Consider the following 26,784-nt stretch of genomic DNA (forward strand, 5'->3'; position numbering starts at 1 on the left):
GGTGCTCCTCAGAACAGGAAATAGCGCTGGGCCAGCGGCAGTTCGCTGGCCGGTTCGCAGACCAGCAGCTCGCCATCGGCACGCACCTGATAGGTCTGCGCATCGACTTCGATCAGCGGCTGCAGGGTGTTGTGGACCATGTCCGGCTTGCGTACCCGCCGGCAGCCGTTGACCACGCCAATCAGGCTGCGCAGGTTAAGCTCCTCGGCCAGCCCGCGGTCCATTGCCGCCTGGGGCAGGAATGTCATGCGTGTGGCATGCCGAGCCGCCCCCAGCGCGCCGAACATCGGCCGATAGTGCACCGGCTGGGGGGTGGGTATGGAGCCGTTGATGTCGCCCATGGGCGCGGTGACGATCATCCCGCCCTTGAGCACCAAAGCCGGCTTGACCGCAAAGAACGCTGGCGACCACAGCACCAGGTCGGCCAGTTTGCCGACCTCCACCGAGCCCACTTCGTGACCGATGCCATGGGTGAGTGCCGGGTTGATGGTGTACTTGGCGATGTAGCGCTTGACCCGAAAGTTGTCGCTGTACGGGGTGTCCGGTGCCAGCGGCCCGCGACGCAGCTTCATCTGGTGCGCCACCTGCCAGGTGCGCAGCACCACCTCGCCAACCCGGCCCATGGCCTGGGAGTCGGACGAGGTCATGGCAAAGGCGCCCATGTCGTGGAGGATGTCCTCGGCAGCGATGGTTTCGCGGCGAATGCGCGACTCGGCGAAGGCCACGTCCTCGGCGATGCTCGGATCCAGGTGGTGGCAGACCATGAGCATGTCCAGGTGCTCGTCCACGGTATTGATCGTGTACGGCAGGGTCGGGTTGGTCGAGGATGGCAGCACGTTGGCCTGCCCCGCCGCACGGATGATGTCCGGGGCATGGCCGCCACCGGCACCTTCGGTATGGAAGGTGTGGATGGTGCGGTCGCCGATGGCCGCCAACGTGTCTTCGATACAGCCCGACTCGTTGAGGGTGTCGGTGTGAATCGCCACCTGGATATCCATTTCCTCGGCCACGTCCAGGCAACAGTCGATGGCTGCTGGCGTAGAGCCCCAGTCTTCATGCAGTTTGAGCCCGACAGCACCTGCGGCAATCTGCTCGCGCAGCGCGTCCGGCCGCGAGGCATTGCCCTTGCCCAGCAACCCGATGTTGATCGGCAAGCTGTCGGCGGCCTGCAACATGCGCGCAAGGTACCAAGGGCCGGGCGTGCAGGTGGTGGCATTGGTGCCAGTGGCCGGCCCGGTTCCACCGCCGATGAACGTGGTGACACCGCTGTTCAATGCCTCGTCCACCTGCTGCGGGCAAATGAAGTGGATATGCGAATCGACCCCCCCGGCGGTGACGATCTTGCCCTCGGCCGCGATTACCTCGGTCCCTGGCCCGACCGGCACGTTCACGCCCGGCTGCACATCGGGGTTGCCCGCCTTGCCGATCACTGCAATGCGTCCATGCTTGATGCCGATGTCGGCTTTGACGATGCCCCAGTGGTCGATGATCAGCGCATTGGTCAACACCAGGTCCATGGCCTCGGCCGCCAGCATCTGGCCCTGCCCCATGCCATCACGAATAACCTTGCCGCCGCCGAACTTCACCTCTTCGCCGTAGATCGTGAAGTCTTTCTCGACCTCCACCCACAGCGCAGTGTCGGCCAGGCGCACGCGGTCGCCAACCGTGGGGCCGAACATGTCGGCATAGGCCTGACGGGAAATACGGCTCATGCCCTGCCCTCCAGCGCGCCCATCACCTTGCCCTGAAAACCATAGACCTCACGCTTGCCGGCGTACGCCACCAGTTGCACGGTACGCGCCTGACCCGGCTCGAAGCGCACGGCAGTGCCGGCCGGGATGTCCAGGCGAAAGCCGAGGGTTGGCGCACGGTCGAATACCAGCGCGTCGTTGACCTCGTAGAAGTGGTAGTGCGAGCCGACCTGCACCGGCCGGTCGCCATGGTTGGCCACACTGACGCTGACCGTTTCTCGGCCACTGTTCAACTCGATGTCGCCCGTGGCGACCTGGATTTCACCTGGGATCATGCGACGCTCCTTGGCGGTTTCAGACGATGGGGTCATGCACGGTCACCAACTTGGTGCCATCCGGGAAGGTCGCTTCGACCTGCACGTCGTGAAGCATTTCAGCGATACCGGGCATCACTTGCTCACGGGTCAGCACTTCACGCCCCAGGCTCATCAGCTCGGCGACTGTGCGGCCATCGCGGGCGCCTTCGAGCACCGCGGCACTGATCAGCGCCACGGCCTCCGGGTAGTTGAGCTTCAGGCCACGGGCCAGACGCCGCTCCGCCAGCAGCGCGGCAGTGAACAGCAGCAGTTTGTCTTTCTCTCTCGGGGTAAGCTCCATGGCGCTCTCTCAGGTAGCCCAGATACGCGGCGGACAGGCTGGCAGGCCGAGGATGGCCGGGCGCAGCACATGCCACAGGCGTTGCAGGGTGCGTTGCAGGTGTTGGTTGTCATGGTCGAGCACGCGGATCACCAGCAACGACCCGAGCAGGGTCGCACCGGCCGGGTTGCCCAGTTCATCGAGTAGCGGGCGAACCTGCTCCAGCACGGCCTGATCGGCAGGTGCGGCACAAAAGGTGGCGAGTAGCGGATGCCCACCCAGCTTGCCCAGGTGCCCGCCTGCGAGCCGCAGGCGCTCATGCAGGCCAACCTCGTCAGGCAGTTCGATGTGCAAAAGGCTGTCGAGGGCGCCGTGGTCGAAACGCTCGTTCATGACCGGACGGCCCAGGCACAGGGTTTCCCAGGCCAGCAGGCGGGCGCCCGGCTCGAGGGTAAAACGGCTGGCGAGGCTGGCGCGGGCGCCGGAGAAGAAGATGCTGTCCTGCGGCAGCCACTCCAGGGTGCTGCCCGTGGCCATGTGGAAGCGTTGGGTCAACCGCGCGGTCGGGCCAATGCTGCGGTAGAACTTGCTGGCGCCGGGCATGGTCAGCAGCGCGTGGCTACCCGGCTCCAGGTGAATGTCCAGTTCCAGGCGGTCGCCGGCGACGATACCGCCCGGCGGGTGCAGGACATAGACATGGCACGGCGCACCTTCAGGATAGAAAGGCCGCTGCACCAAAAGAGGTCCGAAATGCTTCCACGCACCAAGGCGGGTCACGCCGTCACGCTGCACAAAGCGCAACTGCAGGTGAGCACTCCAGCCTGCATCGTCTTGCTGTTGTTCGATCTGCTCCGCGAGCGACATCCTGCGGCCCCTGAAATCCGTGGCCTGCTGGCCGTTTAGAGGGTCCGGCGCGGGCGCCTGCTAGCGCGCACGGCCTGACCACTCGATCAAATTCGCAGGCTGGATATAGCAGGTTGCGGGCCAACTTCGCAGGTGAACGATGATGAAACCTGTGCGGTGCCCGCTCTGGCATCGGGCATGCGGGGGAATGGCGCACAAAGCAGGGGCGTGTGTCGGCCCTGTTTCGGTGCCGGCATACGTGAAAAGGGGGCTGCTTTGAGCCCCACAATATCAAGCCTCAGTAATCGAAGCGGTCCACGGCACGCCGACGCTCGTTGTCATCACGCCGGTCATAGATGGCCGTAGTCTGGATATTGGCATGGTGCGCCAGCTTCTGCGCAATCGACAGGTCGTGCTCTTCGATCACCCGGGTAATGAATGCCCGGCGAAAATCGTGCGGCATGATCTTCACCCCCACCTGCGCGCCGCGCTGGCGGGCAATGTAGTAGATCGCATGCTTGGTAATGCGCGCCCGGGTAATGTGGTTGCCGCGACGGATGCGGTTGAACAGGAACGGGTCATCTTCCGCCCCGGCAGGCAGGTCCTGGCGGCGCAGTTCAAGCCAGGCCTGCAGCTTCTCGAACGCCCACGGCGGTGCGTACTTGACCAGCTGGTGGTTGCCCTTGCCCACTACCTGCAGGCTGCGCGCCTCGAAGTCGACCTGGTCGAGGTCGATGTCGACCGACTCCGACTTGCGCATGCCGGTGCCGTACAGCAAGGCAATGATCGCCGCATCACGTACCCCCTGTGGCCGCGGGTCGGCGGCGCACACATCCATCAGCTCGCGGATCAGGCTGCGGCGCAGGTTGCGCCCTGGCGGCAGGCGGCTGCCCGTGGCGGGCTTGACCTCGCGAATACGCAACAGCTGCTCGTGGTCGATCAGGCCCTGACGCCAGGCCTCGTTCATCACCCCGCGAATCGCGTTGACGTACAGCGACGAGCTGTTGGGCGCGTAGCCATCGGCACGCAGGGCAGCCACCAGTGCAATCACATGGCCCGGCTCGAGCCGATGCCAAGGCACATCGACAATGTTGCAGTCGACAAAAGCTAGCCGGTCGGCGGCGTCCTGAAGAATGTAGCGCATGGTTTGCTGGCTGGATGGGGCCAGACGGGCCATGTACTGCAGCAGCGGATTTTTCGAGAGGTCGGACAAAACGTGAATCCTGTAGCGAAGCGTCAGCCGGCACTGAACCAGGCAAACCCTGAAGCAAGTCAAAACGACATACAAGCCAGTCTGAATGACCGCAATACGCGCGTGTCATTCGGACCCTGAGAAGTGCCATCACCTTGATATTCAAGGGCTTTGCAACTGGCACGGATCGTGATCTTACCCCAATTGAAGCCTACTGAACGAACCAAGGACTGCCCATGCTCGTGCAACCCACTGCTTCACGCCCACGCCAAGCCGTCTGGAGCCTGGGTTTTCGCCCGTTCTTCCTGGGTGGCAGTTTGTTTGCGCTGATCGCCCTGCTGTTGTGGGCCGGCGTACTGGCTGGGGCACTGGCCCCTGCACCGCCCGGCGGTATGCTCGCCTGGCACCGCCACGAGATGCTTTACGGCTTCGCCGCCGCCATTATCGCGGGTTTTCTGCTGACCGCCGTGCAGAACTGGAGCGGCATCCCAGGCTTGAGCGGGCGGGCGCTGCAGGGTGTGTTCCTGCTTTGGCTGCTGGGGCGGGTAAGCTGGTTCATGCCACTACCGGGTAGCTGGCTGGTACTGGTCGAGGGCAGCTTCCTGCCATTGGTGGCATTGAGCCTGGCACGACCGGTCCTGCAACGGCGCCTGCGCAACAACTACCCGATCGTCGTACTGGTGCTGTTGATTGCCGCCTGCCAGTGGTTGACCTTGGCCGGCTGGTTGCACCAGGACGAACTGTGGCAGCGTCGTGGAATATTTGCCGGGCTGTGGCTGGTGACGGCGATGATGACCGTACTCGGCGGCCGGGTCATACCATTCTTTACCCGCCGTGGCCTGGGTCACCTTGACGCGGCCCCTGCCCGCCCATGGCTGGACCGAGCCTGCCTGTTGCTCGGCGTCGCAGTACCGCTGGCGTTTGCCACCGGCCTGGCCGATACGCCGCAAGCAAGCCTGGCGGTGCTGTTTTTTGCCTTGTTCGCGCTGCATGCGACCCGACTGGTGCTGTGGCACGACCGTAGCCTGTGGCGCGTACCGTTGCTATGGTCGCTACACCTGGCCTACGCCTGGCTCGCCCTGGCCTGCCTGGGCATGGCGTTGTGGCATAGCGGGGTGGCCCTGAGCCCGAGCCTGGTGACCCACGCGCTGACCGTTGGCGCCATGACCGGGCTGATCCTGGCCATGATGGCGCGGGTCAGCCTGGGCCACACCGGCAGGCCATTGCAGGTGCCGACCAGCATTGCCTGGGCCTTTGCCCTGATGCAACTGGCGACCTTGGCCCGGGTGATTCTGCCGCTGTTCACATCGCTGGGGGTAAGCGTTTCGGCACTGTGCTGGAGCCTGGCGCTGTTGCTGTTCCTGCGCCATTACCTGCCCATCCTGCTGCGGCCCCGGGCAGACGGAATGCCCGGTTGACGTGCTTGGGCCGCCTTGCGGCGGTGTGCCATGAGGGGAACTTGGTGGATGGTTTGATCCCCCCTGATTGCGACTGATCGTCAAAGGCGAAAGACCGCTAGACAATAGCCGCCGCCCACCACCCTGGAAACATCTGCTGCACCCGGGGCTCGGCGAAGCGTTCGTCAATCAGCACCAGTACGCCACGGTCCTGATCACCCCGAATAACCCGGCCCGCCGCCTGGATCACCTTGCGCACGCCCGGGTAGAGGTACGCGTAATCGAAACCCGCGCCAAATTGCCGCCCCAGGCGCTGTTTGAACTGCTCGTTGACCGGGTTGACCTGAGGCAGCCCCAGGGTAGCGATAAACGCACCAATCAGCCGCGTGCCGGGCAAATCCACCCCTTCGCCGAAAGCGCCGCCCAATACGGCAAAGCCCACACCTCGGCCATCGGCGACAAAGCGATCGAGAAATGCCTGGCGAGCTGCCTCGTCCATGCCCGGCTCCTGTGACCACAGCGGAATCTGCCCATGCTGCTCGGCCAACAGCCCTGCCACCTGTTGCAGGTATTCGAAGCTGCTGAAGAACGCCAGGTAGTTACCCGGCATGCGCTCATACTGCCGGGCAATCAGGTCAACGATCGGCGCCAGGGAGGCTTGGCGCTGCTGGTAACGGGTGGACACCTGGCTGGCAATGCGCACCTCCAGCTGTTCGGCACGGAACGGCGCGGCCACGTCCAGCCAGGCGGTATCGGCTGGCATGCCCAGCAGGTCGCTGTAGAAGTGCCGTGGGCTCAACGTGGCGGAAAACAGCGTCACACTGCGCGCCGCCTGCATGCGTGGTGCCAGCAGCCGCGCCGGGGTGACATTGCGCAGGCACAGCGTGGCCAGCCGCCGCTTGCGCGGGCCCTGGCGCTGGCTGATGTCGAACAGAAAGTGCTCGTCGAACAGCTCGGCAACCCGGCAGAACTGCAAGGCCTGATAGTAGAACTGCAACACCTGGGGGTCGATGTGCGCGGGGGCCTGGTTCATCTGCTCCTGAATCACCCCGACGCACTGCTGCAGGGCGCGCAGCAGGCCTTCAGGCAGCGACTCACTGGCTTGGTACGGCGCACGCTGCTCTTTATACAGGGCGTTCCACTGCCTGTTCAGGCGGTCCAGCGCACTGACCAGCCCAGGCGGTTTGCTCTGGCGCAACGCCAGCAGCTGGCCCTGGTCAAGGCTGGCGCTGTACATGCCGCGCCCACGCTCGACCAGGTTATGCGCTTCGTCCACCAGTACTGCCACTCGCCACTGGTTGAGCTGGGTCAGGCCGAACAGCAAAGCATGCGCATCGAAGTAGTAGTTGTAGTCGGCGACCAGCACGTCGGCCCAACGCGCCATCTCCTGGCCCAGGTAGTACGGGCACACCTGGTGCGCCAAAGCCACTTCACGCAGGTTGGCGCGGTCGAGCAACGGCAGTGCTGCTGCAGCCTCGCGCGCAGCCGGCAAACGGTCGTAGAAACCTGCGGCCAATGGGCAGGACTCACCATGACAGGCCTTGTCCGGGTACTCACAGGCTTTGTCGCGGGCGATCAACTCCAATGTGCGCAGGGCAGGTTGCGGCGTGGCATCGGTGATCTGGCGCAGGGCATCCAGGGCGAGTGCCCGGCCTGGTGTCTTGGCGGTGAGAAAAAACAGCTTGTCCAGCTGCTGCGGCACCATGGCCTTCAGCAGCGGGAACAAGGTACCAAGGGTTTTGCCAATGCCGGTGCTGGCCTGGGCCATCAGGCAACGGCCGGTGCTCACCGCCTTGTACAAGGTTTCAGCCAACTGCCGCTGGCCCTTTCGGAACTGTGGGTAGGGGAAACTCAGCGCCAGCAGGCCTTGGTCACGGTCGGCCAGGCGTCGTTGCTGCGATCGGGCCCAGCCCAGAAAGCGCTGGCACTGGGTTTCGAAGAAGGCCTGCAGCTCGGCAGCCGAACAGTGCTCCGTGAACAGCGTCTGGCTGTCGCTGTCCACGTCGAGGTACACCAGCGCCACCTCGATGGCGGGCAGTTGTCGTGCCTGGCACATCAACCAGCCATAGACCTTGGCCTGCGCCCAGTGCAACTGACGGTGATTGGCCGGTTGACGCGCCAGATCGCCACGGTGCGTCTTGATCTCTTCCAGGCGATTGCTGCCAGGGTCATAGCCATCGGCGCGGCCCCGCACCCTGAGGGTTTCGAACTGGCCTTCAAGGGCGATTTCCGACTCGTAGCCAGCAGCCCGCCGTGCCACCACCCGCTGATGCCCTTCGATACCCTCCTGGGCGGTGGGCGATGGCGTGAAGCGCAGGTCCAGGTCGCCGACCTTGGCGCTGAACTCACACAAGGCGCGCACCGCTACGCTGTAGCTCAAGGCGTTTCGCTCCAGCGCACGTGGCACACCGCGACCGGCAGGCCGTGCTGCTTGCAGAACTCCAGCCAGCGCAGCTGATTGTCCTGCAGGCGGTCACCGGGCCCCTTGACCTCGACCATGCGATAACGGCCCTGCTCGGGCCAGAACTGAATGAGGTCGGGCATGCCGGTACGGTTGTTGCGAATGTCCTGCAACAGGCGCAGGAAACATTGCTTGAGTGCCGCGGCCGGCAGGCAAGCCAAGGCCTGCTCCAGCAGTTCCTCGCTGAGCATGGACCAGAACACGAACGGCGACTGCAGCCCCTGTTTGGCCACGTAGCAGTCGAGAATCGCCTGCCGATGGCTACCCTCGTCGAGCCTCCCGAGGCAGCGTTCGAACAGTGCACTGCGCCGTTGCTGGAAGTCGCTGTCGTGCAGGTCCTGTGGCGCGGCCTGGAACGGGTTGAAGAATGCGCCGGGCACCGGGGCGAAGATGGCCTCCCAGCACAACAGGCCAAACAGGCTGTTGAACAGCGTGTTTTCCACGTAATGCGCCTGCCCCCCCTCTTGCATCAGGTGCTGACGCACGGCTTCTTCAACGCCCAGTGCAGCGTCCCCGCGGGGCAGTTCGAGCTCGATCAGTTCCAGCGGCGTGGTGCGCTGGCGCCGCTGTGGCGGGCCGCCGAGTTTGCGCGCCAGGCGTGGCAGCATGCGCTGCAGCGCCTGCACCTCCAGCGCGTTGGCAGGTGCCGCAGCCAGTTGCACCGCCAGTGCATGGGCCTGGTGCCACTGTTCGGTGCGCTCCAGCACCCTCACCTGGCGAATGCGCGCCTGGGGATGGTTGCATTGCGCATACACCGCCGTGGCCAGGTCCCATTCACCCAGGCGTTCGCATTGTTGGCCCACGGCGAATTGCAGCCGCGCATGGCGCCGGGCCAGCCAGGGGTTGCTGCTGTGCAGGCCCTGCAGGGTGGCAAGGATCGGCAGGGGGTCGCCGCCCTGCTCCAGGCGCTCGGCGCACTGGTGCAGCGCCATGGCCAGGTCGACATCGTCACGTTGCTGCAAGGCACGCGAATCGGAGCTGAACGGCACCTGCTCGTAACGCAGCAAGCCCAGGTCGGCAAGGACGAAGTCTGACCAGTCCTGGTACAGGTTGCCGAAGAACAGCAGGCGCATGCGGTCGCACAGAGGTTGCAGGCACCACTGGAGGATGCGCACCTCGCTGTCAGGAAACCACTCGACCAGTGACCGGGCTGCCAGCGCCAGGGGTTGCAGCTGTGCCAACAACTCATGCTTGGCCGCGCGCGGGCGGTTCAGTTGCCGGGCGAAGCAGCGGGCCAGTTCTTCCTTGCGCAGCAACGCGAACAGCTGTTCAAGGTCCAGTTGCTCGGGCTCCCGTACCCAGCCGAGGGCCAGCAACGGCTGCAGCGCCAGCGCAGTATCGCCGATTTCGGCGTAGTCGAGCCGATCGCTGCGAAACAACTCGCCTTTGCGCATCACCATGCGCACCATCAAGGCCTGGGCTGGCGCTTGCAGTTGACTGAAGGCACGGATGAAGGCCAGTTCCTGGTCATCGAGCAGGTCCTGGTAGCGCTGTTCGACCCACAGCACGACCTGGCGGAAGTTATGCAGGTAGTAGAACGGGTCGTCGACGGAATGGGCGATCACGGGCGGAAGTCAGATGGCGGCAACAGGCACTGTTTATACATACAGATAGCCCTCCATGACAAGCGCCGCGGGTCGCGTCACAATCAACCAAGGGTTCAGGGGCTGCACTGCAGCCCCCGTAGCGTTCACGCCTGTTCAGTTGCGCCAGCCATCCCGCCCGCCTCGACCCTGGCACTGCCAATGGGCGCCTGAAGCAGCAGGAAGTACGCCACCGCCGAGCACAGCGCCACCACCGCGCTGATCATGAACGCTGTGGTGAACGAGCCCGAGTACTGGATGCTGAAGCCCGTCGCGATCGGTGCCACCGAGCCTGCGATGTAACCGCCGAAGTTCTGGATCGAGCCAAACGAGGCCACGCGCTGGCTGTCGACAATGGTGTTGACGATCATCCAGGCGGTGGCACTGGCCATATTGATGCTGAACAGCGCCAGGCAAAGCAGCATGATGCACCCCGTCAGGCCGGTGACGAACGACAGTGGCAAGGTGAACAGCGCTGCCAGCACCAGGCCAGTGATGACACTGAACTTGCGGCTGCCCAGCACGCTCATGCCACGCCTTACCAGCCAGTCACAGAAGCGCCCGGCAACGATGGTACCCGCCGCACCGAAGCCATACGCCAGCGACACCACCCAGGCGGTCTTGTACAGGTCCAGGCCATGCTCGCGCTCGAAGTAGCCCGGCAGCCAGGTCAAGTGCAGCCAGAGCATGTAGATCACCCCCATGAAACCCAACACCGCGCCCCAGGTACTGCGGTGCTTGAACAGATCAAGCCAGCCGGCAAAGTACGAAGCCTTCGGCGCGGTTGCCGTGGCGGCCGCAGCCTGGCGCTCACTCGGCAGCGGTTTGCCTTCGGCGGCAAGCTCTGCCAGAAAACGGGCCTTGCTCTTGTAGAAGGTCAGCCAGCACAGCGCCAGCACCACGCCGATCACGCCGGTGATGATGAACATGCCGCGCCAGCCAAAGTTGACCATGAACAGCGTCAGCAACGGCGGCGCCAGGCAGGGGCCAAGACAGGTCGACGACCAGACCACACCGGTCGGGGTGCCGCGCTCGTTGGCGTCGAACCACTCCGACAATGCTTTGGCCGCCGATGGGAACATCGGCGCCTCGCCAATCCCCAGCAACACCCGCAGGCCCATGAAACCGGCAAAACTGTTGACCATGCCAAACGCCGCCTGGGCAACCGACCAGCCCAGCAACGAGGCGCCGAGGGCGATCTTGCTGCCCAGGCGGTCGATGATCATGCCCATTGGCAACTGGGCAAAGGCATAGGCAATGGAAAACGCCGACAACAGGATGCCCATCTGCGACGGGCTGATCATCATGTCTTTCTGGATGGAGGTGTTGGCGATCGACAGCGCACTACGGTCCAGGTAGTTGACGATGCCGATCAGCAGCAGGAACACGACGGTAATGCGCTGGTACTTCTTCATTGGGTTCATGTGATGACCTTTATTATTATTGTTGCCGCGCTGTCAGCGCCTTGACGATCCCTCGATGATGCTGCGCCCCTCCCTGACGCAGCGAGCCGTTCAAAGCGGGCGGGCGGTGGCCGCAACCTCCAGCAGGCCACGCCGGCCGAGGTTGTCGATCAACGCGCGCAGGCCGAAGTCCCACTGCGGTGCCAGATCGCTGGTGGTCACGCGGTTGCACAGGGTACCCAGTTGCGGGTTGCTGATGCTCACCACGTCACCCGGTTTGTGGGTAAAGCCGTTACCCGGCTGATCGCGGTCCTGCTTGGGGGCGAACAGGGTACCGAGGAACAGCACCAGGCCGTCAGGGTACTGGTGGTTTTCGTTGAGGGTTTGCTGCACCAGGTCTTGCGGGTCACGGCTGATCTGGCGCATGGAACTGCGCCCGGAGAGGATAAAGCCGTCCTCGCCTTCCACCCGCAGGTCCACCTCGGCAGCACGCACATCGTCCAGGCCGAAGCTTTCGTCAAACAACCGCAGCAGCGGGCCCAGTGCAGTGGAGGCGTTGTTGTCCTTGGCCTTGGACAGCAGCAACGCGCTACGCCCTTCGAAGTCACGCAGGTTGACGTCGTTGCCGAGCATGGCGCCCTTGATGCTGCCATTGCTCGACACGGCCAGCACCACTTCCGGTTCTGGGTTGTTCCAGCTGGACTTGGGGTGGATGCCGATGTCGGCGCCGTGGCCAACTGCGGACAGCGGTTGGGCCTTGGTGAACACTTCGGCATCCGGGCCTATACCCACCTCCAGGTACTGCGACCACAGGCCCTGCTCTACCAGCACCTTGCGCAGCGCTTCGGCCTGAGCCGAGCCGGGCACGATCTGCGACAGGTCGGCGCCGATGCGGCTGGCCAGGGTGTCACGGATGGCGTCGGCCTTGGCCGGGTCGCCCTTGGCTTGTTCTTCTACCACACGCTCCAGCAGGCTGGTGGCGAAGGTCACACCAGCGGCCTTCACCGCTTGCAGGTCGATCGGCGCCAGCAGCCACGGCTGGTGCGGGGTGCGCCGTGCGGGATCGCTGTTGCCCAGCAATGCCGGCAGCGCAATCAAGGGGTCGGCCAGCGGCAAGGCACGCAGGTAGGCCACCGGATCGTCCACTTCCAGCAGCGCCGAGACGGTCGCCACGTGGGTGCTGATGTCGTAGACGGCGCCGGCTTTCACCAGCACCACCGCCGGCCCCTGCTCCGGCAACCAGACGCGCCCTACCCAGCTGCCGCTGTCGAAAACGCTGGCATCATGGTTCAGTGGCAGCGGTTGATTGGCGTTCGTTCGATCAGTCATCTGTGTTCCCTTGCTGTGCATCATTGGAAAAGTCCCGGCAGTTGCAACTGCCCAGCCACACGCTCAAGGTCGGCTATCAACTGCGGCGAAAGGCTCACGCCCTGCTCCACGGCCTGGCGACGCAGGGCAAGGCCTGCTTGCCCGGGCAGGCGTACCGGGCGTTCGGGGTCGAGCGGGCGGCTTGCCAGAACCAATCCCCCCAGGAAGCTGGTTTCGTCGAGGAACGCCTCCAGGCCGCCGAACATGCGCGGGTCAATCACCAGCGCAGTCGCCGAGGCGCCCCACTGGTCCGGTGCATCCTTGCGCCCATGGCCGGCCAGCCCTGAGGTGAGGGCTTCGACCAACAGCGCAAGGGCAAACCCTTTATGGCCAAAGGCCTGGCCGCCGAGCGGCAGGATGCTGCCTTGCGGGCGGGTAAAGAAATCGCCCGGGTCATCGCTGAGCTGCCCGTCATTGCTCACCAGCACCGGGTGCGGCAGACGTCGGCCGGCATCGCGGCATTGGCCAACCAGGCCGAGGGTGACGGTGGACATGCTGACATCCAGCAGGATCGGCTCACCCTGGGTCGGGATACCGGCAGCAATCGGGTTGGGGGTGTACACCGGGTCGATGCCACCATGAGCACAGACCAGCCCCACCGACGGATCCGACGAGTAGACGATGGCCAGCAACCCTTGGTCGGTGTATGGCTTGAGGTAGGCGGCCAGGCAGCCGATATGGGCAGCGCGGCGTACTACCGCAATACCGATGCCCTGCTTGGTCGCGCCCGCGGCCGCGCAATCCAGTGCCCGGCTGACGCAATAGGGCCCCAACACGTAGTGGCCGTCGAACAGGCTGGAAACACCACTGTCGGCGACCTGTTCCAGCGCCTGCGCGCGGGCCTTGACCTGCCCGCTGAGCACGCCGTCGATGTAGCGGCTGACCAGGTTGAGGCCATGGGTACGGTGGCCGAGCAGTTCGCCTTCGAGCAGCACCCGGGTCACCACCTGGGCGACGTCCACGTCGGCTCCGGCTTTCATGAACAGTTGCTCGACAAACGTGGTAAGCGTTTGCACGTTGTACCGTGTGGTTTGAATCATTGCGGTTGCCTCGCAAATGGGACGGGAGCGGTCAATCAGGTCACGGCGCCGATCTGCCACGGGACGAACTCGTTTTGCCCGTAGCCGTGCTGTTCGCTCTTGCTGCGTTCCCCGGAGGCAATGCGCAGCATTTGCTCGAAGATGAATGCGCCGCGCTCTTCGATGCTGGTGGAGCCATCGGCGATGCCGCCACAATTGACGTCCATGTCCTCTTGCTGGTGCTCGAACACCCGGTTGTTGGTTGCCAGCTTGATCGATGGCGCCGGGGCACAGCCGTAGGCCGAGCCGCGGCCGGTGGTGAAGGCGATCAGGTTGGCCCCGCCGGCCACCTGACCGGTGGCCGAGACCGGGTCGTAGCCGGGGGTGTCCATGAACACCAGGCCCTGGGCACGCACGGCTTGCGCGTACTGATACACATCGACCAGGTTGCTGGAACCTGCCTTGGCCACTGCGCCCAGGGATTTCTCGAGGATAGTGGTCAGCCCCCCGGCCTTGTTGCCGGCAGAGGGGTTGTTGTTCAATTCGGCGTTCAAACGCTGGCAGTAGTCTTCCCACCAGCGAATGCGCGCCACCAGCTTCTCCCCTACCTCACGGCTTACCGCGCGGCGCGTGAGCAAGTGCTCGGCACCATAGATTTCCGGGGTTTCAGAAAGAATGGCGGTACCACCGGCGGCCACCAGGCGGTCAACGGCATTGCCCAGTGCCGGGTTGGCGGTGATCCCCGAATAGCCATCTGAGCCGCCGCACTGTAGGCCGACCACCAGGTGGCGGGCACTGACCGGCTGGCGCCGTACCTGATTGGCCTCGGCCAACAGCGCCTTGACCTGGGCGATACCGGCAGCGATGGTTTTCGAGGTGCCCCCGATCCCTTGGATGGTAAAGGCGCGCAGTTGCGCACTCGCCTGCAGGCCCTGGGTTTCCAGCAGGGTTTCGATCTGGTTGGTTTCGCAGCCCAGGCCGATGATCAGCACGGCAGCGAAGTTGGGGTGGACGGCGTACCCGGCCAGGGTGCGGCGCAGCAGGCCCAAGGCTTCACCGCTCGGGTCCACTGCGCAGCCGGCACCGTGGGTCAGGGCGACCACACCGTCGACATTCGGGTAGTCGGCCAGCACCTCGGGGTGAATGTCACGGCGGAAATGGTCGGCCACGGCTCGGGCCACGGTCGCCGAACAGTTCACCGAGGTGAGAATGCCGATGTAGTTGCGGGTAGCGACACGGCCATCGGCGCGCACGATGCCCTGGAACTGCGCGGCGCAGCCTGGCAGGCTGCGGGTATCGACACCAAACGCGTAGTCGCGGGCAAAATCGCCCATCTGCACGTTGTGCACGTGCACATGGTCGCCAGCGTCGATCGCCTGGGACGCAAACCCGATGATCTGCCCGTAACGGCGCAACGGCTGGCCCTGCGCCACAGGCTCGGTGGCGAGCTTGTGGCCTGAAGGGATGGGCTGGCGCACGGTAATCGCCTCGGCATCCAGGCGCACGCCTGGCGCCAGGGCCTGGCGGGCGATGACGACGTTGTCCAAAGGGTTGAGGCGGATGACGGCGGGGTCACCGGATTTGGCAATCAGTTGCATGGGACCTCTCAGGGCGGAGCGGCTGACTTCTTGTTATGGCTGTCGCCACTGTAAGAAGCCTGGTGCCGCATTCCCAATGAGATGATCCGATCGAGCGATAACCTGGAGTTATCGCAAGGGTATTTCGGTGCGTGATCTTCAATCGGCTAGGGGTGGAACGCAGCATCTGCCGGAGATTGCCGCCGTCGCTGCGCGCCCTCCAGCAGAATCTCGACAAACGCCCTGGCGGAGGCGCTCAGCGGTTCATCCTTGCGGGTAACCACACCATACTCCAGCGCGGGCACCTGCAAAGGGCTGCGCAGCTCCTTGAACTGCCCGCTGGCCAACTGCGCGGCCACCATCGAGCGCGGCAGCATGGCAATCATCGGTGCCGATTGCAGCAACTGCAGGAACATGGGCATGGAGATGGTCTCCACGCAGTCGGCAGGCGTGGCGATTCCGGCCACTCGGAACGCCTGCTCCAGGCGGTTGCGGATCGGCGTACCCACCGGGTACAGCACCCACGGCCAATCGCCTAGCGCCTCAAGCGGTGTGTTGTCGAGCCGGTTGAGCGGGTGCTCGCTGTTCACCACCAGGCTGAAGGGTTCAGGCTCCAGCGGCTGGAAGTCGAACAGCTGACCGAAGCGTTCCTCGGTGAAGCGGCCAATCATGATGTCCAGCTTGTTCTGCTCGAGCATGGTCAGCAGGTGATCGCTGGAATGCTCCACCACTTCAATCGACAGTAACGGGCTTCGCGCCTTGATGGCGGCGATGGCCTGCGGCAATACCAATGCGGTCGCGGCAAAGATCCCGCCAACCCGAATGAAACCGTGCCCGCCGTTGCGCAGGCGGTTGACCTGGTCGACGAACTGTTGCGACTCGGCCAGGGCACCCTGGGCGTACCGCACCACGTATTCACCCAACTCGGTGGGTGGCATGCTGCGAGGCAGGCGCTCGAACAGGGCAAAGCCGAACTGCTCCTCCAGGTCACGCAGCATTTTGCTGAGCGCCGGCTGGCTGAGGTTCATGCGCGTGGCGGTGGCGTGCATGTTGCGCGTGCGCGCCAGCGTGTCGATCAACACCAGGTGCTTGTAGCGGATCCAGTTGCAAAAACTGGAATGGGTCATGTCCGGCGGCATAGACGCAGGGCCTCATGCAGGTGAAAGTTATTGTGCCCGCAGGTAGCGCAGCAAGGTATCAAGGGCAACCGAGTTGGGCCGCGAGCGCAGGGTCAGCACGCCGAGGTTGGCCATCGCCAGTGGCAACTCCACCGGCAGGATGGCGACCATCCCATAGCGGGCATAATGCTGGGCCACGTCATTGGGCACCACCGCAATCATTTCGGACGCTTCGAGCATGGCAGTGGTCGCCAGGATCGAAGCGGTTTCGACGATATCCAGCGACTGCACCATGCCACCGGCCTGCAATGCGCTTTCGACGCGACGGCGCATCGGGCTGCCGATGGGGTGCAAGATCCACGTCAAGCTCACCAGGTCGGCCAGCTGCAGCCCTGTGGCTGTCGCCAAGGGATGACCTGCGCGAGCAATTACGCGCATCTGCTCACCGCCGTCGAACAGCTCGATATTCAGTTCCTGGCTGTCGCTCTGATCCGGCAGGCGCCCCACCACCATATCGAAATCACCGCGTAGCAAGGCCGGCAGCAAGGTGTCGCTGGTGCCCACCTCCAGCGAGATACGCACCTTGGGCTGGTCGCGCTTGTAGGCCAGCACCGCCTTGGTCAGCACGCCCGGTACCGGGCCCATGACGCTGCCCACCCGCACCAGGCCCAACGCCCCGCGCGCCAGTTCGGCGATTTGCGCCTGGGCATGATCGAACTCATGCAATGCGTTTTGCGCATAGCGAATCATCACCTCACCATACAGCGTCGCTTGCATCCCCCGGGGCAGGCGCTCGAACAAACGTACCCCCAAGCGCTCCTCAAGCTGCTGTAGCAACAGGCTGGCGGCCGGTTGCGTGGTGTGCATCGCGGCGGCGGCGCGGCGCAAGTTGCCGAATTCGCCCAGGGCATTGAGCAACGTGATCTGACGGCTGGAAATCTTCAAGGCACCGAGGCCGGCAGGCGCCTGGGCCTTGTCAGGTGGCAAGCGAGACATATCGAATCCGGTATCACTGATTAAGATTTGGCGATTATGCCTGTATCGCTCGACAACCTACAGTCAGCTCTCCCTGTGCCTGAACACAACAAGAGTCGACCATGAGCATACGCATTACCCACCTGAGCGTTCGCGATATCCGTTTCCCCACTTCGCTGTCGCTGGATGGCTCCGACGCCATGAACAGTGCCCCCGACTATTCGGCGGCCTACGTGGTGCTGCACACCGACGCTGCAGCCCTCGAAGGCCACGGCCTGACCTTCACCATTGGCCGTGGCAACGAGATATGCGCGGCAGCGGTGCAGTCGCTGGCCCCCTTGATCGTCGGCCTTACGCTCGAAGAAATCAGCGCCGACATGGGCGCTTTCTGGCATCGCTTTACCGTCAGCGACAGCCAGTTGCGCTGGCTGGGCCCGGAAAAGGGCGTGATCCACCTGGCCACCGCCGCCATCATCAACGCGGTGTGGGACCTGTGGGCCAAGCACGAGGGCAAGCCCGTGTGGAAACTGCTGGCCGACATGACGCCAGAGCAGCTGGTGCGCTGCCTGGACTTCAGCTACGTCACCGACGTGCTCACCCCCGAAGAGGCCATCGCCCTGCTGCGCCGCCAGGCGCCGGGCAAAGCCCAGCGCGAGGCACACATGCTGCGTGAAGGCTACCCCGGGTACACCACTGCCCCGGGCTGGCTGGGCTACAGCGAAGAGAAAATGCGCAAACTGGCCCGCGAGGCCGTGGCAGACGGCTGGACCCACATCAAACAGAAGATCGGGGCCGACCTGGAAGAAGACATCCGCCGCGCCAGCATCCTGCGTGACGAAATCGGCTGGGAACGCACCCTGATGATGGATGCCAACCAAGTGTGGGGCGTCGAAGAGTCGGTGGCCAACATGCGCCGCCTGGCCGCCTTCGAACCGCTTTGGATCGAAGAACCGACCAGCCCCGATGACATTCTCGGCCACGCCACCATTCGCCAGCGCATTGCGCCAATCGGTGTCGCCACCGGTGAGCACTGCCACAACCGGGTGATGTTCAAGCAGATGTTCCAGGCCGGTGCACTGGACTTCTGCCAGCTGGACGCAGCCCGCCTGGGCGGCCTTAACGAGGTCCTGATCGTGCTGCTGATGGCCGCCAAGTACGACGTGCCGGTCTGCCCGCACGGCGGTGGCGTCGGGCTGTGCGAGTATGTGCAGAACATCGCGCTTTTCGACTACATCGCGGTTTCTGCCTCGCTGCACAACCGGGTGCTGGAGTATGTCGACCACCTGCACGAGCACTTCATCGACCCGGTGGTGATCCATCGCGGGCGCTACATGCCGCCACAACGCCCTGGCTACAGCATCGAGATGCACGCTGAGACCCTGGAACGTTATCAGTACCCCAACGGCGCCGTGTGGCTCGACATCAACCGTTCCTGACCCACAGACCTGAGTGTGCCGCTGCTGCGCGGCACACCACCAGCACTTTTCACGGGGAAAAAAACAATGACAACCCTCACCCGCGCAGCGGCTTGCGCCCCTGCCACCACCCATGAGCAGCGCTTGAACGGCCTGCTGCTACGCAAATTGATGCCACTGCTCATCATCGTCTACGTGATGAGTTTTCTTGACCGCACCAACATCGCCCTGGCGAAAGCCAGCATGGGCATCGACCTGGGCCTTTCGGCAGCCGCCTATGGCCTGGGCGCGGGCTTGTTCTTCCTCACCTATGCCTTGGCCGAAGTGCCCAGCAACCTGATCATGCACCGGGTGGGCGCGCGCTTCTGGATCACCCGTATCATGATTACCTGGGGTTTGCTCTCGGCAGGCATGGCCTTCGTTCAGGGTGAAACCTCGTTCTACATCATGCGCCTGTTGCTGGGGGTAGCCGAAGCTGGCCTGTTCCCCGGGGTAATGCTGTACCTGACCTACTGGTTCGACCGCGAACAACGCGCCCGTGCCACGGGGTACTTCCTGCTGGGTGTGTGCCTGGCCAACATCCTTAGCGGCCCGCTGGGCGGTGCCCTGCTGGAGCTGGACGGTGTACTGGGCTGGCATGGCTGGCAATGGCTGTTCGTGCTCGAAGGCCTGCCCGCCGTAGCCCTGGCCTATGTGGTGTGGAAGAAGCTGCCGGACGGTCCAACCTCGGCGCCTTGGCTGACGGCTGCCGACGCCCAGGACATCGAGCGCCGCCTGGCCGCAGAGCAGGCGGCCGCACCGCAGCAGAGCAAGCTGGGTCAGATGTTCCGCGACCGGCAGATCTGGCTGGCGATCGTGGTCTACTTCGTGCACCAGATCACCATCTACACGGTGATTTTCTTCCTGCCGGGCATTATCGGCACCTACGCTGCGCTTTCGCCCTTCCAGGTCGGCCTGCTTACAGCGGTGCCGTGGATTGCAGCAGCCATTGGCGCAGCGACCTTCCCACGCCTGGCCACCTCGCCACGCCGCTGCCGCACGCTGCTGTTCTTTGGCCTGCTGACCATGGCGGCCGGATTGCTGCTGGCATCGCTGGCCAACTCGTTCATCGGCCTGCTCGGGTTTTCCCTGACCGCGCTGATGCTGTTCGTGGTGCAGTCGATCATCTTCGTCTTTCCCTCCAGCCGACTGAGCGGCAGTGCGTTGGCGGCGGGCCTGGCCTTTGTCACCACTTGCGGTCTGTTTGGCGGTTTCGTCGGGCCGTCGGTGATGGGCTTGATCGAGCAGACCACCGGCAGCACCCGCAACGGGTTGTGGATCATTGCCGCGTTGCTGGTATGTGCGGCGCTGGTCAGTACCCGTTTGCGTCAGGGGCAAGAGCAACCCTGAGGCGTACTCAATTTACGCCGCCTGCAGGTGGCTCTTTGTGCTGCGGAGCCTTGAGGTTTTCAGGCCGTCATTTCACTTGTCGGCCCTCTCGCAGCACTTGGCAGCACCTGCAAGCGTCTTGATTTCAACTTGTGATGCGGGTGTTTCGCCCGCAGCGCACCTCAAGCGCCTGCGCCAGTCGCCTTACCGCCAGTTGCAGTTCATCCGGGCGTCCACCCAGCCAGATCAGAGCAAGGTGTTGAGGGTAATGCCCCGGCAGGCCGAACTGCTCGCCCGGTAGTGCGTGCAGTGCAGAACCTGCCAACGCTGCGGCAATACCGTCCCACGCCAGCGGCTGGCAAAAGCTCACCCACAGCATTTGCCCACCTTGCGGCATCTCGAAGACCACCCGTTGGCCGAATTGCGACTGCAGTACATGCGCCAGGTATTGCGTACGCCTTTGCAAGTCTGTGCGTTGCTGTACCAGCTGCGTTTCGATTTCCCCCTTGCCGAGCATGTGAGCAAGCGCCTGCAAACGTAGCGGCGCAAGCCGAAACGCCCGTTCAGCGAATGCCTTGGCCAACACGGTGTCACGGCTCAGTAAATAGGCATACGGCGCCTCTGCCCCCACTGCGGCCTCGAACGTGCCCATCACCAGAAGCCAGCGCGGGTCGATCCAGTCACGCAGGCGTGTGCTCGGCGGCCCGTCGTAACAGAGCTCGCTGTCCAGGTCGTTTTCCAGCAGCCATACAGGGTGCTGGCCAAGCAAAAGACCAAGCTGCTGCTGGTAATACGGTGAAACCAGCCGACCTTGTGGCATGCCCAGGCAAGACGGCATGACCAGCAGGCTTACCGGCTCGCTACCCAGCAGCTTGGCCAACGCGTGCAGCTCGGGGTTGCCACGGGCATCCAGTGGTGTTTCCAGTACGCGCATGCCGGCACGCGCCAGGGCGCGCAACACTTGCCAGCAACAGGGCGAATGCACCAATGCGGTACCACCTTGCAGGGCCAGCGCCGCAAGCAGCGTCTCCAGCACCGCCAGCACATCGGGAGCTAGCTGGACATCATCGGCATGCCAGTACTGATTAGAGCAGCGGGTGTATCGCTCAGCCACAGCATTGCGCAAACGGGCGCTACCCAGCGCTTCCCAGGACGCAACGCTGCGATCACGCTGACGGGCCAAACGCCGTTCGTGACCAAGCAGCATGCGCTCCAACAGTGGCTGCGTCGGCAAGGGAGGCTGCCGGGCCACGGCCACGGCCTGATCTTTGCCACCGCTCTGTACGTAATAGCCCGACCTCGGCAGGCAGTGTACACGGCCCTCCTCTTCCAGCAGGCTGTAGGCACTTTGTACCGTGGCCAACGACACCCGCAGCCGCCGGGACAGCTCACGCAATGATGGCAACCGGCATGTGCCAACGCCTGCAGCTTGTTCGATCAACGCTTCCAGGTAGCGATACACCTTGCGATACGCGAACTCGCCTGGGGCCGCTCGCCCCATCAAGGCAGCCCCGCAACACCACGCCGCCGCCCCAACGCCAGCTGCGGCAGCAGCCTCAGGTGTACATCGCGGCGGGCCAGGTTGTTAAGCAGGCGCCATCCCGCCAGCGGCAACTGCCCATCATAAATTTGCCGCAGTTGCCCCAACGGCAAGCCACTGGTATTCACCAGCCAGGCTTTGACTGCATCGGGGCAGGGTTTGCCTTGCAAGGCCCTGTGCAGGTACGGCAACGCCACCACCATGTCGGCGTGCCGACACTGCAAGAACCGCTCGAGGTTTTTCCCCTGCCTGGCAAACGGGCTGAACAGCAGGCACACCAGTTGGGCCTGGTTGATGCCGTAGGCTTTGCCCAATAGCAACGGCGCGGCGTCACGCTGCTTGCTGCCGCCCGCCTGCCCTGCCAGCCTCAGCGCTGGGCGCCCGGCCAGCGGCTCCAGACTGCGGGCGCGCAGTTCATGCAGCTGGGCCGTGGCTAGCGAGTCAACGAATTCGGACAGCGGCAAAGCATCTGCAGCCGTCTCGAAGTGACAACCCAGCATCGCGTCAAGCTGTTGCTCTTCAAGCAAGTGCGGCAACAGGTCATCAATAGCGATCAGCCGCACCGGCGCGCGCTCCGGTACGGCGCCTGGAACCGGCTCGTGCTGACCACCCGGTTCGCCCCCAACAGCACCGTGCAATCGGCTCAGCCCTTGGGCCAGCGCCGCCAGGCACTGGTGCACTGCATGCGAGCCACGCACGCCGGCCAGGCGCAGGCTACGCCGGGCCCACGCCAGGTATCGGCGCCGCTGCAGCCCGGGCATGGCGGTGACCAACGCATCGGGAGGCACCGCTGCCTGCAGCGCCTGACCCACGGCCCCGGCCAGCTCCAGGTGCAGGCGGCAGCCCAGCAGGGCTTCAGGCCTGGCATCGATCATGTGGCCGAACATCAACATCGCGTCCCTCGCCAGCAGCCAGCGCTCAGGCATTACCGAAAGCCGACGACTGAACGGCACCACTGCGCGCCCCTCGATCATCTGCAATTGCACCCGCGGGTCATCCTGCATGAACAACGCGCTAAAACTGCGCTCGTGAGCTTCCAGCGTGGCGCTATCGGCAACCGGCAGGCTGACCACCAATACCCGCAGCTGGAAGGTTACCGGCGAACGCAGGGCAATGCTCAGTTGCGCGGCACGCAACATGGCCAGCAGCCGGCTGCTATGGCGGTCGCTCCCTTGCAATACCTGCAAGCTGAAAGTACCGATGTACTCCGGGCCGCCTGCAGCGACCAACAGGCGTTGTATCAGCAACTGCAAGGAAGCGCGCTGGGCCTGGGACATGTGGTTCAACAAGCGCTCGAGTACTTGCTGGTAGATATAATGCATCGCCTGGTCGTGAATAGCAGTCACGCAATCACCTCATCAACTTCATGCAGCCAGCGCATGCGGTATCCAACATTTGAACGTGAACATGCGCCGAACTTACCTAGAAGAAATTTCTTACAACAAAATGAAAGTAATGACGTAACCCTTCACTGTCGCCAAGCCATCGAGAAGAAACCACCCCTGCGATGGCCTGTCGCTGTCACATGCTGCTCTATATCAGGCATAGCCATGCTCATCCCACGTTCCTTGCACAAACTATCATTGGGCCATTATCGAGAGGGAGGCAGCATGAATTGAAGATACAGTTCAGGGTAAAAAAACCATTCACCATCCGTGTCAGTTCACAGTGACTCGCAAGGCAAAAGCGTTCAAGACTGATTATTTGGCGGGATATTTCTGACAGCCCGAAAGCTACGGATTTATATGTAGGCCATATCGGGTTTTATTGTAGGAACAGTCCTACTTTAAGTGTTGAAACACGTTACTCCGCGCATAAAAAACCCGGGACATTGCCCGGGTTTTCTGCTTGCGCCATCCACCGTCAGTGTTGCGCCATGTCCAGCACGACGCGCCCGCCGCACGGGCATTGGTCCATGTAGCGATGCGCCTCGACCACCTGCTCGAACGGGTACACCTTGATGATCTGCGGTGTCAGCAGCTGATCGGCGGTGAACTGGTTGATATCGCGCAAGGCACGCTGCAGTGCCACCTGGTCCTGGCTGATGCCAAGCTCTGGCTTGCCGGTGAAATTACCGATGCAGTGCACATAGAACTGAATGTTCTTCTGGAATGCCGCGCAGGCCGGGAACGGCGTCTGGTTGCCGCCTTGCAGACCGTACAGCACCAGGCTGCCACGCGGCGCCAGCACATCACCCAACAGCGACATCTGCGGGCCGCCCATGCCGTCGAGCACCATGTCCACACCACGGCCATCGGTGTACTTGCCAATCTGCAACAGCAGGTCCTGCTCTTCAGTGACAATCACTTTGTCTGCGCCCAGACCCAGCAGGTACTCTCGCTGCGCCGCATCCTTGGTGGCGGCGAACACTTTCAGCCCCAGGGCCCTGCCCAGCTGCACGAAGGCAGGCCCGGCGCAATGGCTGGCATCGGTGACCAGTGCTGTCTGCCCGGCCTTGGCCCGTGCCAGGTCGACGTAGGCGAAGTAGGCGATCAGCAGCGGGGTGTAGTGCACGCTGGCCTCGATCGGGGTAAGCACATTCGGGTAGCGCGTAATGGCTGTACGGGGCAGTACGATGACATCGCCGTACACCGGGTGGTCGTTGGCACTGGTGGCCGGGAAGCTGGCGACCCGATCACCGACGGCAATGTCATCGACCCCTTCCCCGACCGCAGTCACCACCCCGGCCATTTCGTGACCGATCCCCGCTGGCAGACGCGCCTGGGACGGTGCCAGATTCTGGCGCCAAAGCACGTCATACCAGCTGACGCCAACCGCTTCGACGCGGATCTGCACCTCGTCGGCAGCGGGTGACGGTTCGGCCTGCTCTTCGCAACGGAGCACGTCGGCAGCACCGAACTTGTGGAAACGGATCATGCGGGACATCGCATACCTCGCCTTTGTGAACCTCTAATTACCACTGACTCTATCCGGGCTTTGCCCGTTAGACCATCAGTGGGCATTAATAGTCGACATGCTTGTCATCGATTGGGCACCTGACTTTCCCTGCGATTGGTCCCCCTAAACCCGTGCAGGGTAACAGCCTTTGGCCTTAAGATTCACCTCTGCCCCACATTAGGCGAAGCGCACCGATGAATCGAAACGACCTGCGTCGTGTAGACCTCAACCTGCTGATCGTGTTCGAAACGCTGATGCACGAGCGCAGCGTGACCCGTGCCGCAGAAAAACTGTTTCTCGGCCAACCGGCCATCAGCGCGGCGCTGTCGCGCCTGCGCAACCTGTTCGATGACCCGCTGTTCGTGCGCACAGGGCGCAGCATGGAGCCGTCGGCACGGGCCCACGAGATCTTCGCCCTGCTGTCACCGGCACTGGATTCGATTTCCACGGCAGTCAGCCGCGCCGCCGAATTCGACCCGGCCACCAGCAATGCGGTGTTCCGCATCGGCCTGTCGGACGACGCCGAGTTCGCCTTGCTGCCGCAACTGCTCAAGCGCATTCGCGCCGAGGCACCCGGTATCGTGCTGGTGGTGCGACGGGTCAACTACTTGCTGATGCCAACCCTGCTGGCCTCGGGCGAGATTTCGGTGGGGGTCAGCTACACCAGCGAACTGCCGGCCAACGCCAAGCGCAAGGTGTTGCGCCGCAGCATGCCGAAACTGCTGCGCGCCGACAGCGTACCCGGCAGCATCACCCTGGATGACTTCTGCGCCCGGCCCCATGCGCTGGTGTCGTTTGCCGGGGACTTGTCCGGGTTCATCGACGAAGCCCTGGAAGAAATCGGCCGCAAGCGCCACGTGGTGCTGGCGGTACCGCAGTTCAACGGGCTGGGGAGCTTGCTGGCAGGCACCGATATCGTGGCGACGGTACCGGACTACACGGCGGATGCACTGACGGCCGCCGGCGGCCTGCGGGCCGAGGATCTGCCGATACCCGTGCGCAGTTTCGAACTGCACATGGCCTGGCGCGGGGCACAGGACAATGACCCGGCGGAGCGGTGGCTGCGGTCGCGGATACAGATGTTTTTTGGCGACCCCGACAGTCTTTAGGCGGATCGTGTCCCTGTAAGTGGTGTAACTCACCCTGCGGCGCTATTAAGCGTCCTCCCCGCCCATGCTTGATCAGCAGAAAACCAGGATTGACCACGTAAGGATTATTCCTTACCATTCAATCAATACATCCGGGAGAACGCTCATGCCTGCCATCCACGAAATCGCCACGTTGACCTCGAAGGGGCAAGTCACACTGCCAAAATCCGTTCGCCAGCTACTGGGCATCGACACAGGTGGCAAGATTGCATTCGACGTCCGCGGGGGTGAAATCGTGGTCAGCCGCGTAGAAACCACCCACGAAGACCCTGCCATCGGTGCGTTCCTGGGTTTGCTGGAGGCTGATATCCGAGGCGGCCGCAACCTCACCACCCTGCCGGAAGACTTGGCGCAAACCATGCTCGCCAACGCAAATCACTCCGTAAACCTGGACGAAGAGATCGACGGTGAGGTCGCGATCTGATGGTGCGACATGGCTGGACACTGTTGTTCCATGAAGGTGTGACTTTACAGCTTCGCAAATTACAAGAGGCCGCCGCCCGAGCCGAGCAGAACGATCCGCAAGGCTTTGAGAGCAACGCCAACGTGAAGCTATTTCGGGCATTGAGCCATCTGATCATGGAGGCTGTGCCTGCCGACCCGGGCCGTGATGAGTTCCGCCAAGGCAACACGCTGGGCACCGCCTACCGACATTGGCGGCGGGCAAAAATCGGCAGGCGCTTTCGGCTGTTCTTTCGCTACGATTCAAGGTCCAAGGTCATCGTCTACGCATGGGTCAACGACGAAAATACCCTACGGTCCGCAGGCAGTAAATCCGATCCCTACGCCGTATTCGAGAAGATGCTGGGCCGCGGCAACCCTCCTGATGACTGGGATGCGCTGACTGCTGCGACGCGTAGCGACTGGGACGAGCCCAAAGCATAAATTGCGCGAGTGGGTGAGGGATTGCACCTTTGAAACCGCCCCCTCCTCGTTGCGTCCACTGGAATCCACTCGTAGCGGCTGTTGAAAGGGGTACATCTGGGGGTACAAATCTAATTTCCCGTTCATAACCTTTTGATTTATATGGATGCCCAAATGTTCTTCGGGGACCCTGAGAGTCTTTAGAGGATCGTGTCCCTGGAAGGGATGTAACTCATCCTGCGGTGCTATTGAGCGTCCTCCCCGCCTATGCTTGATCAGCAGAAAACC

The 26,784-nt window shown here is 63.4% G+C and carries 22 protein-coding genes; 6 read left to right on the forward strand and 16 right to left on the reverse strand.

Annotation, left to right across the window (positions count from 1 at the left end; genetic code table 11):
• Nucleotides 1-8 precede the first annotated feature (8 nt).
• The 5 genes from ureC to xerC all read right to left on the reverse strand — a co-directional run bounded on the left by ureC (nt 9) and on the right by xerC (nt 4,383).
• Nucleotides 9-1,712 carry an urease subunit alpha gene (ureC, locus tag ACK59Z_RS05015; RefSeq protein WP_129932670.1) on the reverse strand — a complete coding sequence of 568 codons (1,704 nt, stop codon included), beginning with the start codon at nt 1,710-1,712 and terminating at the stop codon, nt 9-11.
• The gene (locus tag ACK59Z_RS05020; protein WP_003253928.1) at nt 1,709-2,026 is read right to left on the reverse strand and encodes an urease subunit beta; all 318 of its coding nucleotides are present in this window, start codon (nt 2,024-2,026) and stop codon (nt 1,709-1,711) included. Before ACK59Z_RS05020 ends, ureC begins: the two co-directional genes overlap by 4 nt.
• A gap of 19 nt (nt 2,027-2,045) precedes the next feature.
• Nucleotides 2,046-2,348: an urease subunit gamma gene (locus tag ACK59Z_RS05025; protein WP_003253929.1), complete on the reverse strand. Its 303-nt coding sequence runs from the start codon at nt 2,346-2,348 to the stop codon at nt 2,046-2,048.
• Nucleotides 2,349-2,357: 9 nt separating this feature from the next.
• Nucleotides 2,358-3,191 (reverse strand): urease accessory protein UreD, encoded by an 834-nt coding sequence (locus ACK59Z_RS05030; protein WP_003253930.1) that lies wholly within the window; start codon nt 3,189-3,191, stop codon nt 2,358-2,360.
• Nucleotides 3,192-3,468: 277 nt separating this feature from the next.
• Nucleotides 3,469-4,383: a tyrosine recombinase XerC gene (xerC, locus tag ACK59Z_RS05035; RefSeq protein WP_409292514.1), complete on the reverse strand. Its 915-nt coding sequence runs from the start codon at nt 4,381-4,383 to the stop codon at nt 3,469-3,471.
• A 215-nt stretch (nt 4,384-4,598) separates the two neighbouring features.
• On the opposite strand from xerC, the gene ACK59Z_RS05040 reads away from it, so the two are divergent.
• Entirely contained in the window at nt 4,599-5,780 is a 1,182-nt protein-coding gene (locus ACK59Z_RS05040) for an NnrS family protein (RefSeq protein WP_409292516.1), read from the forward strand.
• 97 nt (nt 5,781-5,877) lie between these two features.
• On the opposite strand, the gene ACK59Z_RS05045 is transcribed toward ACK59Z_RS05040, so the two are convergent.
• The 8 genes from ACK59Z_RS05045 to ACK59Z_RS05080 all read right to left on the reverse strand — a co-directional run bounded on the left by ACK59Z_RS05045 (nt 5,878) and on the right by ACK59Z_RS05080 (nt 17,284).
• On the reverse strand, nt 5,878-8,139 hold the full coding sequence (locus ACK59Z_RS05045) for an ATP-dependent DNA helicase (RefSeq protein ID WP_100773982.1): 2,262 nt from the start codon (nt 8,137-8,139) through the stop codon (nt 5,878-5,880).
• Complete coding sequence (locus ACK59Z_RS05050) at nt 8,136-9,785, reverse strand: VRR-NUC domain-containing protein (protein WP_409292519.1); 1,650 nt, start codon at nt 9,783-9,785, stop codon at nt 8,136-8,138. Before ACK59Z_RS05050 ends, ACK59Z_RS05045 begins: the two co-directional genes overlap by 4 nt.
• Nucleotides 9,786-9,910: 125 nt before the next feature.
• The gene (locus ACK59Z_RS05055; RefSeq protein WP_060538483.1) at nt 9,911-11,218 is read right to left on the reverse strand and encodes an MFS transporter; all 1,308 of its coding nucleotides are present in this window, start codon (nt 11,216-11,218) and stop codon (nt 9,911-9,913) included.
• 99 nt (nt 11,219-11,317) lie between these two features.
• Nucleotides 11,318-12,535 carry a fumarylacetoacetate hydrolase family protein gene (locus tag ACK59Z_RS05060; protein ID WP_108191576.1) on the reverse strand — a complete coding sequence of 406 codons (1,218 nt, stop codon included), beginning with the start codon at nt 12,533-12,535 and terminating at the stop codon, nt 11,318-11,320.
• A 20-nt stretch (nt 12,536-12,555) separates the two neighbouring features.
• A complete protein-coding gene (locus ACK59Z_RS05065) occupies nt 12,556-13,614 on the reverse strand; it encodes an Ldh family oxidoreductase (RefSeq protein WP_108078439.1) in 1,059 nt (352 codons plus the stop codon).
• Between the two features lie 35 nt (nt 13,615-13,649).
• A complete protein-coding gene (locus ACK59Z_RS05070; RefSeq protein WP_108191577.1) occupies nt 13,650-15,191 on the reverse strand; it encodes a UxaA family hydrolase in 1,542 nt (513 codons plus the stop codon).
• Between the two features lie 146 nt (nt 15,192-15,337).
• Nucleotides 15,338-16,309 carry a LysR family transcriptional regulator gene (locus ACK59Z_RS05075; RefSeq protein WP_014861306.1) on the reverse strand — a complete coding sequence of 324 codons (972 nt, stop codon included), beginning with the start codon at nt 16,307-16,309 and terminating at the stop codon, nt 15,338-15,340.
• Between the two features lie 27 nt (nt 16,310-16,336).
• Nucleotides 16,337-17,284 carry a LysR family transcriptional regulator gene (locus tag ACK59Z_RS05080; RefSeq protein WP_003253940.1) on the reverse strand — a complete coding sequence of 316 codons (948 nt, stop codon included), beginning with the start codon at nt 17,282-17,284 and terminating at the stop codon, nt 16,337-16,339.
• A 101-nt stretch (nt 17,285-17,385) separates the two neighbouring features.
• Between ACK59Z_RS05080 and ACK59Z_RS05085 the strand changes: the two genes are divergently transcribed.
• Together ACK59Z_RS05085 and ACK59Z_RS05090 are read left to right on the forward strand one after the other, a co-directional pair.
• Nucleotides 17,386-18,699 (forward strand): L-fuconate dehydratase, encoded by a 1,314-nt coding sequence (locus tag ACK59Z_RS05085; protein ID WP_003253941.1) that lies wholly within the window; start codon nt 17,386-17,388, stop codon nt 18,697-18,699.
• A 66-nt stretch (nt 18,700-18,765) separates the two neighbouring features.
• Entirely contained in the window at nt 18,766-20,067 is a 1,302-nt protein-coding gene (locus ACK59Z_RS05090; protein WP_409292523.1) for an MFS transporter, read from the forward strand.
• Between the two features lie 124 nt (nt 20,068-20,191).
• On the opposite strand, the gene ACK59Z_RS05095 is transcribed toward ACK59Z_RS05090, so the two are convergent.
• The 3 genes from ACK59Z_RS05095 to ACK59Z_RS05105 all read right to left on the reverse strand — a co-directional run bounded on the left by ACK59Z_RS05095 (nt 20,192) and on the right by ACK59Z_RS05105 (nt 24,472).
• Nucleotides 20,192-21,547: a GntR family transcriptional regulator gene (locus ACK59Z_RS05095; protein ID WP_409292525.1), complete on the reverse strand. Its 1,356-nt coding sequence runs from the start codon at nt 21,545-21,547 to the stop codon at nt 20,192-20,194.
• Nucleotides 21,547-22,932 (reverse strand): hypothetical protein, encoded by a 1,386-nt coding sequence (locus ACK59Z_RS05100; RefSeq protein WP_108191580.1) that lies wholly within the window; start codon nt 22,930-22,932, stop codon nt 21,547-21,549. Before ACK59Z_RS05100 ends, ACK59Z_RS05095 begins: the two co-directional genes overlap by 1 nt.
• A 517-nt stretch (nt 22,933-23,449) precedes the next feature.
• A complete protein-coding gene (locus ACK59Z_RS05105) occupies nt 23,450-24,472 on the reverse strand; it encodes a zinc-dependent alcohol dehydrogenase family protein (RefSeq protein WP_103444521.1) in 1,023 nt (340 codons plus the stop codon).
• 206 nt (nt 24,473-24,678) lie between these two features.
• On the opposite strand from ACK59Z_RS05105, the gene ACK59Z_RS05110 reads away from it, so the two are divergent.
• The 3 genes from ACK59Z_RS05110 to ACK59Z_RS05120 all read left to right on the forward strand — a co-directional run bounded on the left by ACK59Z_RS05110 (nt 24,679) and on the right by ACK59Z_RS05120 (nt 26,517).
• The gene (locus ACK59Z_RS05110) at nt 24,679-25,593 is read left to right on the forward strand and encodes a LysR family transcriptional regulator (protein WP_003253946.1); all 915 of its coding nucleotides are present in this window, start codon (nt 24,679-24,681) and stop codon (nt 25,591-25,593) included.
• A gap of 145 nt (nt 25,594-25,738) precedes the next feature.
• Nucleotides 25,739-26,056, forward strand: coding sequence for a type II toxin-antitoxin system PrlF family antitoxin (locus ACK59Z_RS05115; protein WP_019751291.1), 318 nt, complete (start codon nt 25,739-25,741; stop codon nt 26,054-26,056).
• Complete coding sequence (locus tag ACK59Z_RS05120; protein WP_019751290.1) at nt 26,056-26,517, forward strand: type II toxin-antitoxin system YhaV family toxin; 462 nt, start codon at nt 26,056-26,058, stop codon at nt 26,515-26,517. The genes ACK59Z_RS05115 and ACK59Z_RS05120 overlap by 1 nt, the downstream gene beginning before the upstream one ends.
• The last annotated feature ends 267 nt before the right edge of the window (nt 26,518-26,784 follow it).

Origin of the sequence: Pseudomonas sp. KCJK9058 (genome assembly GCF_046230975.1) — a bacterium.
Classification (GTDB): domain Bacteria; phylum Pseudomonadota; class Gammaproteobacteria; order Pseudomonadales; family Pseudomonadaceae; genus Aquipseudomonas; species Aquipseudomonas alloputida.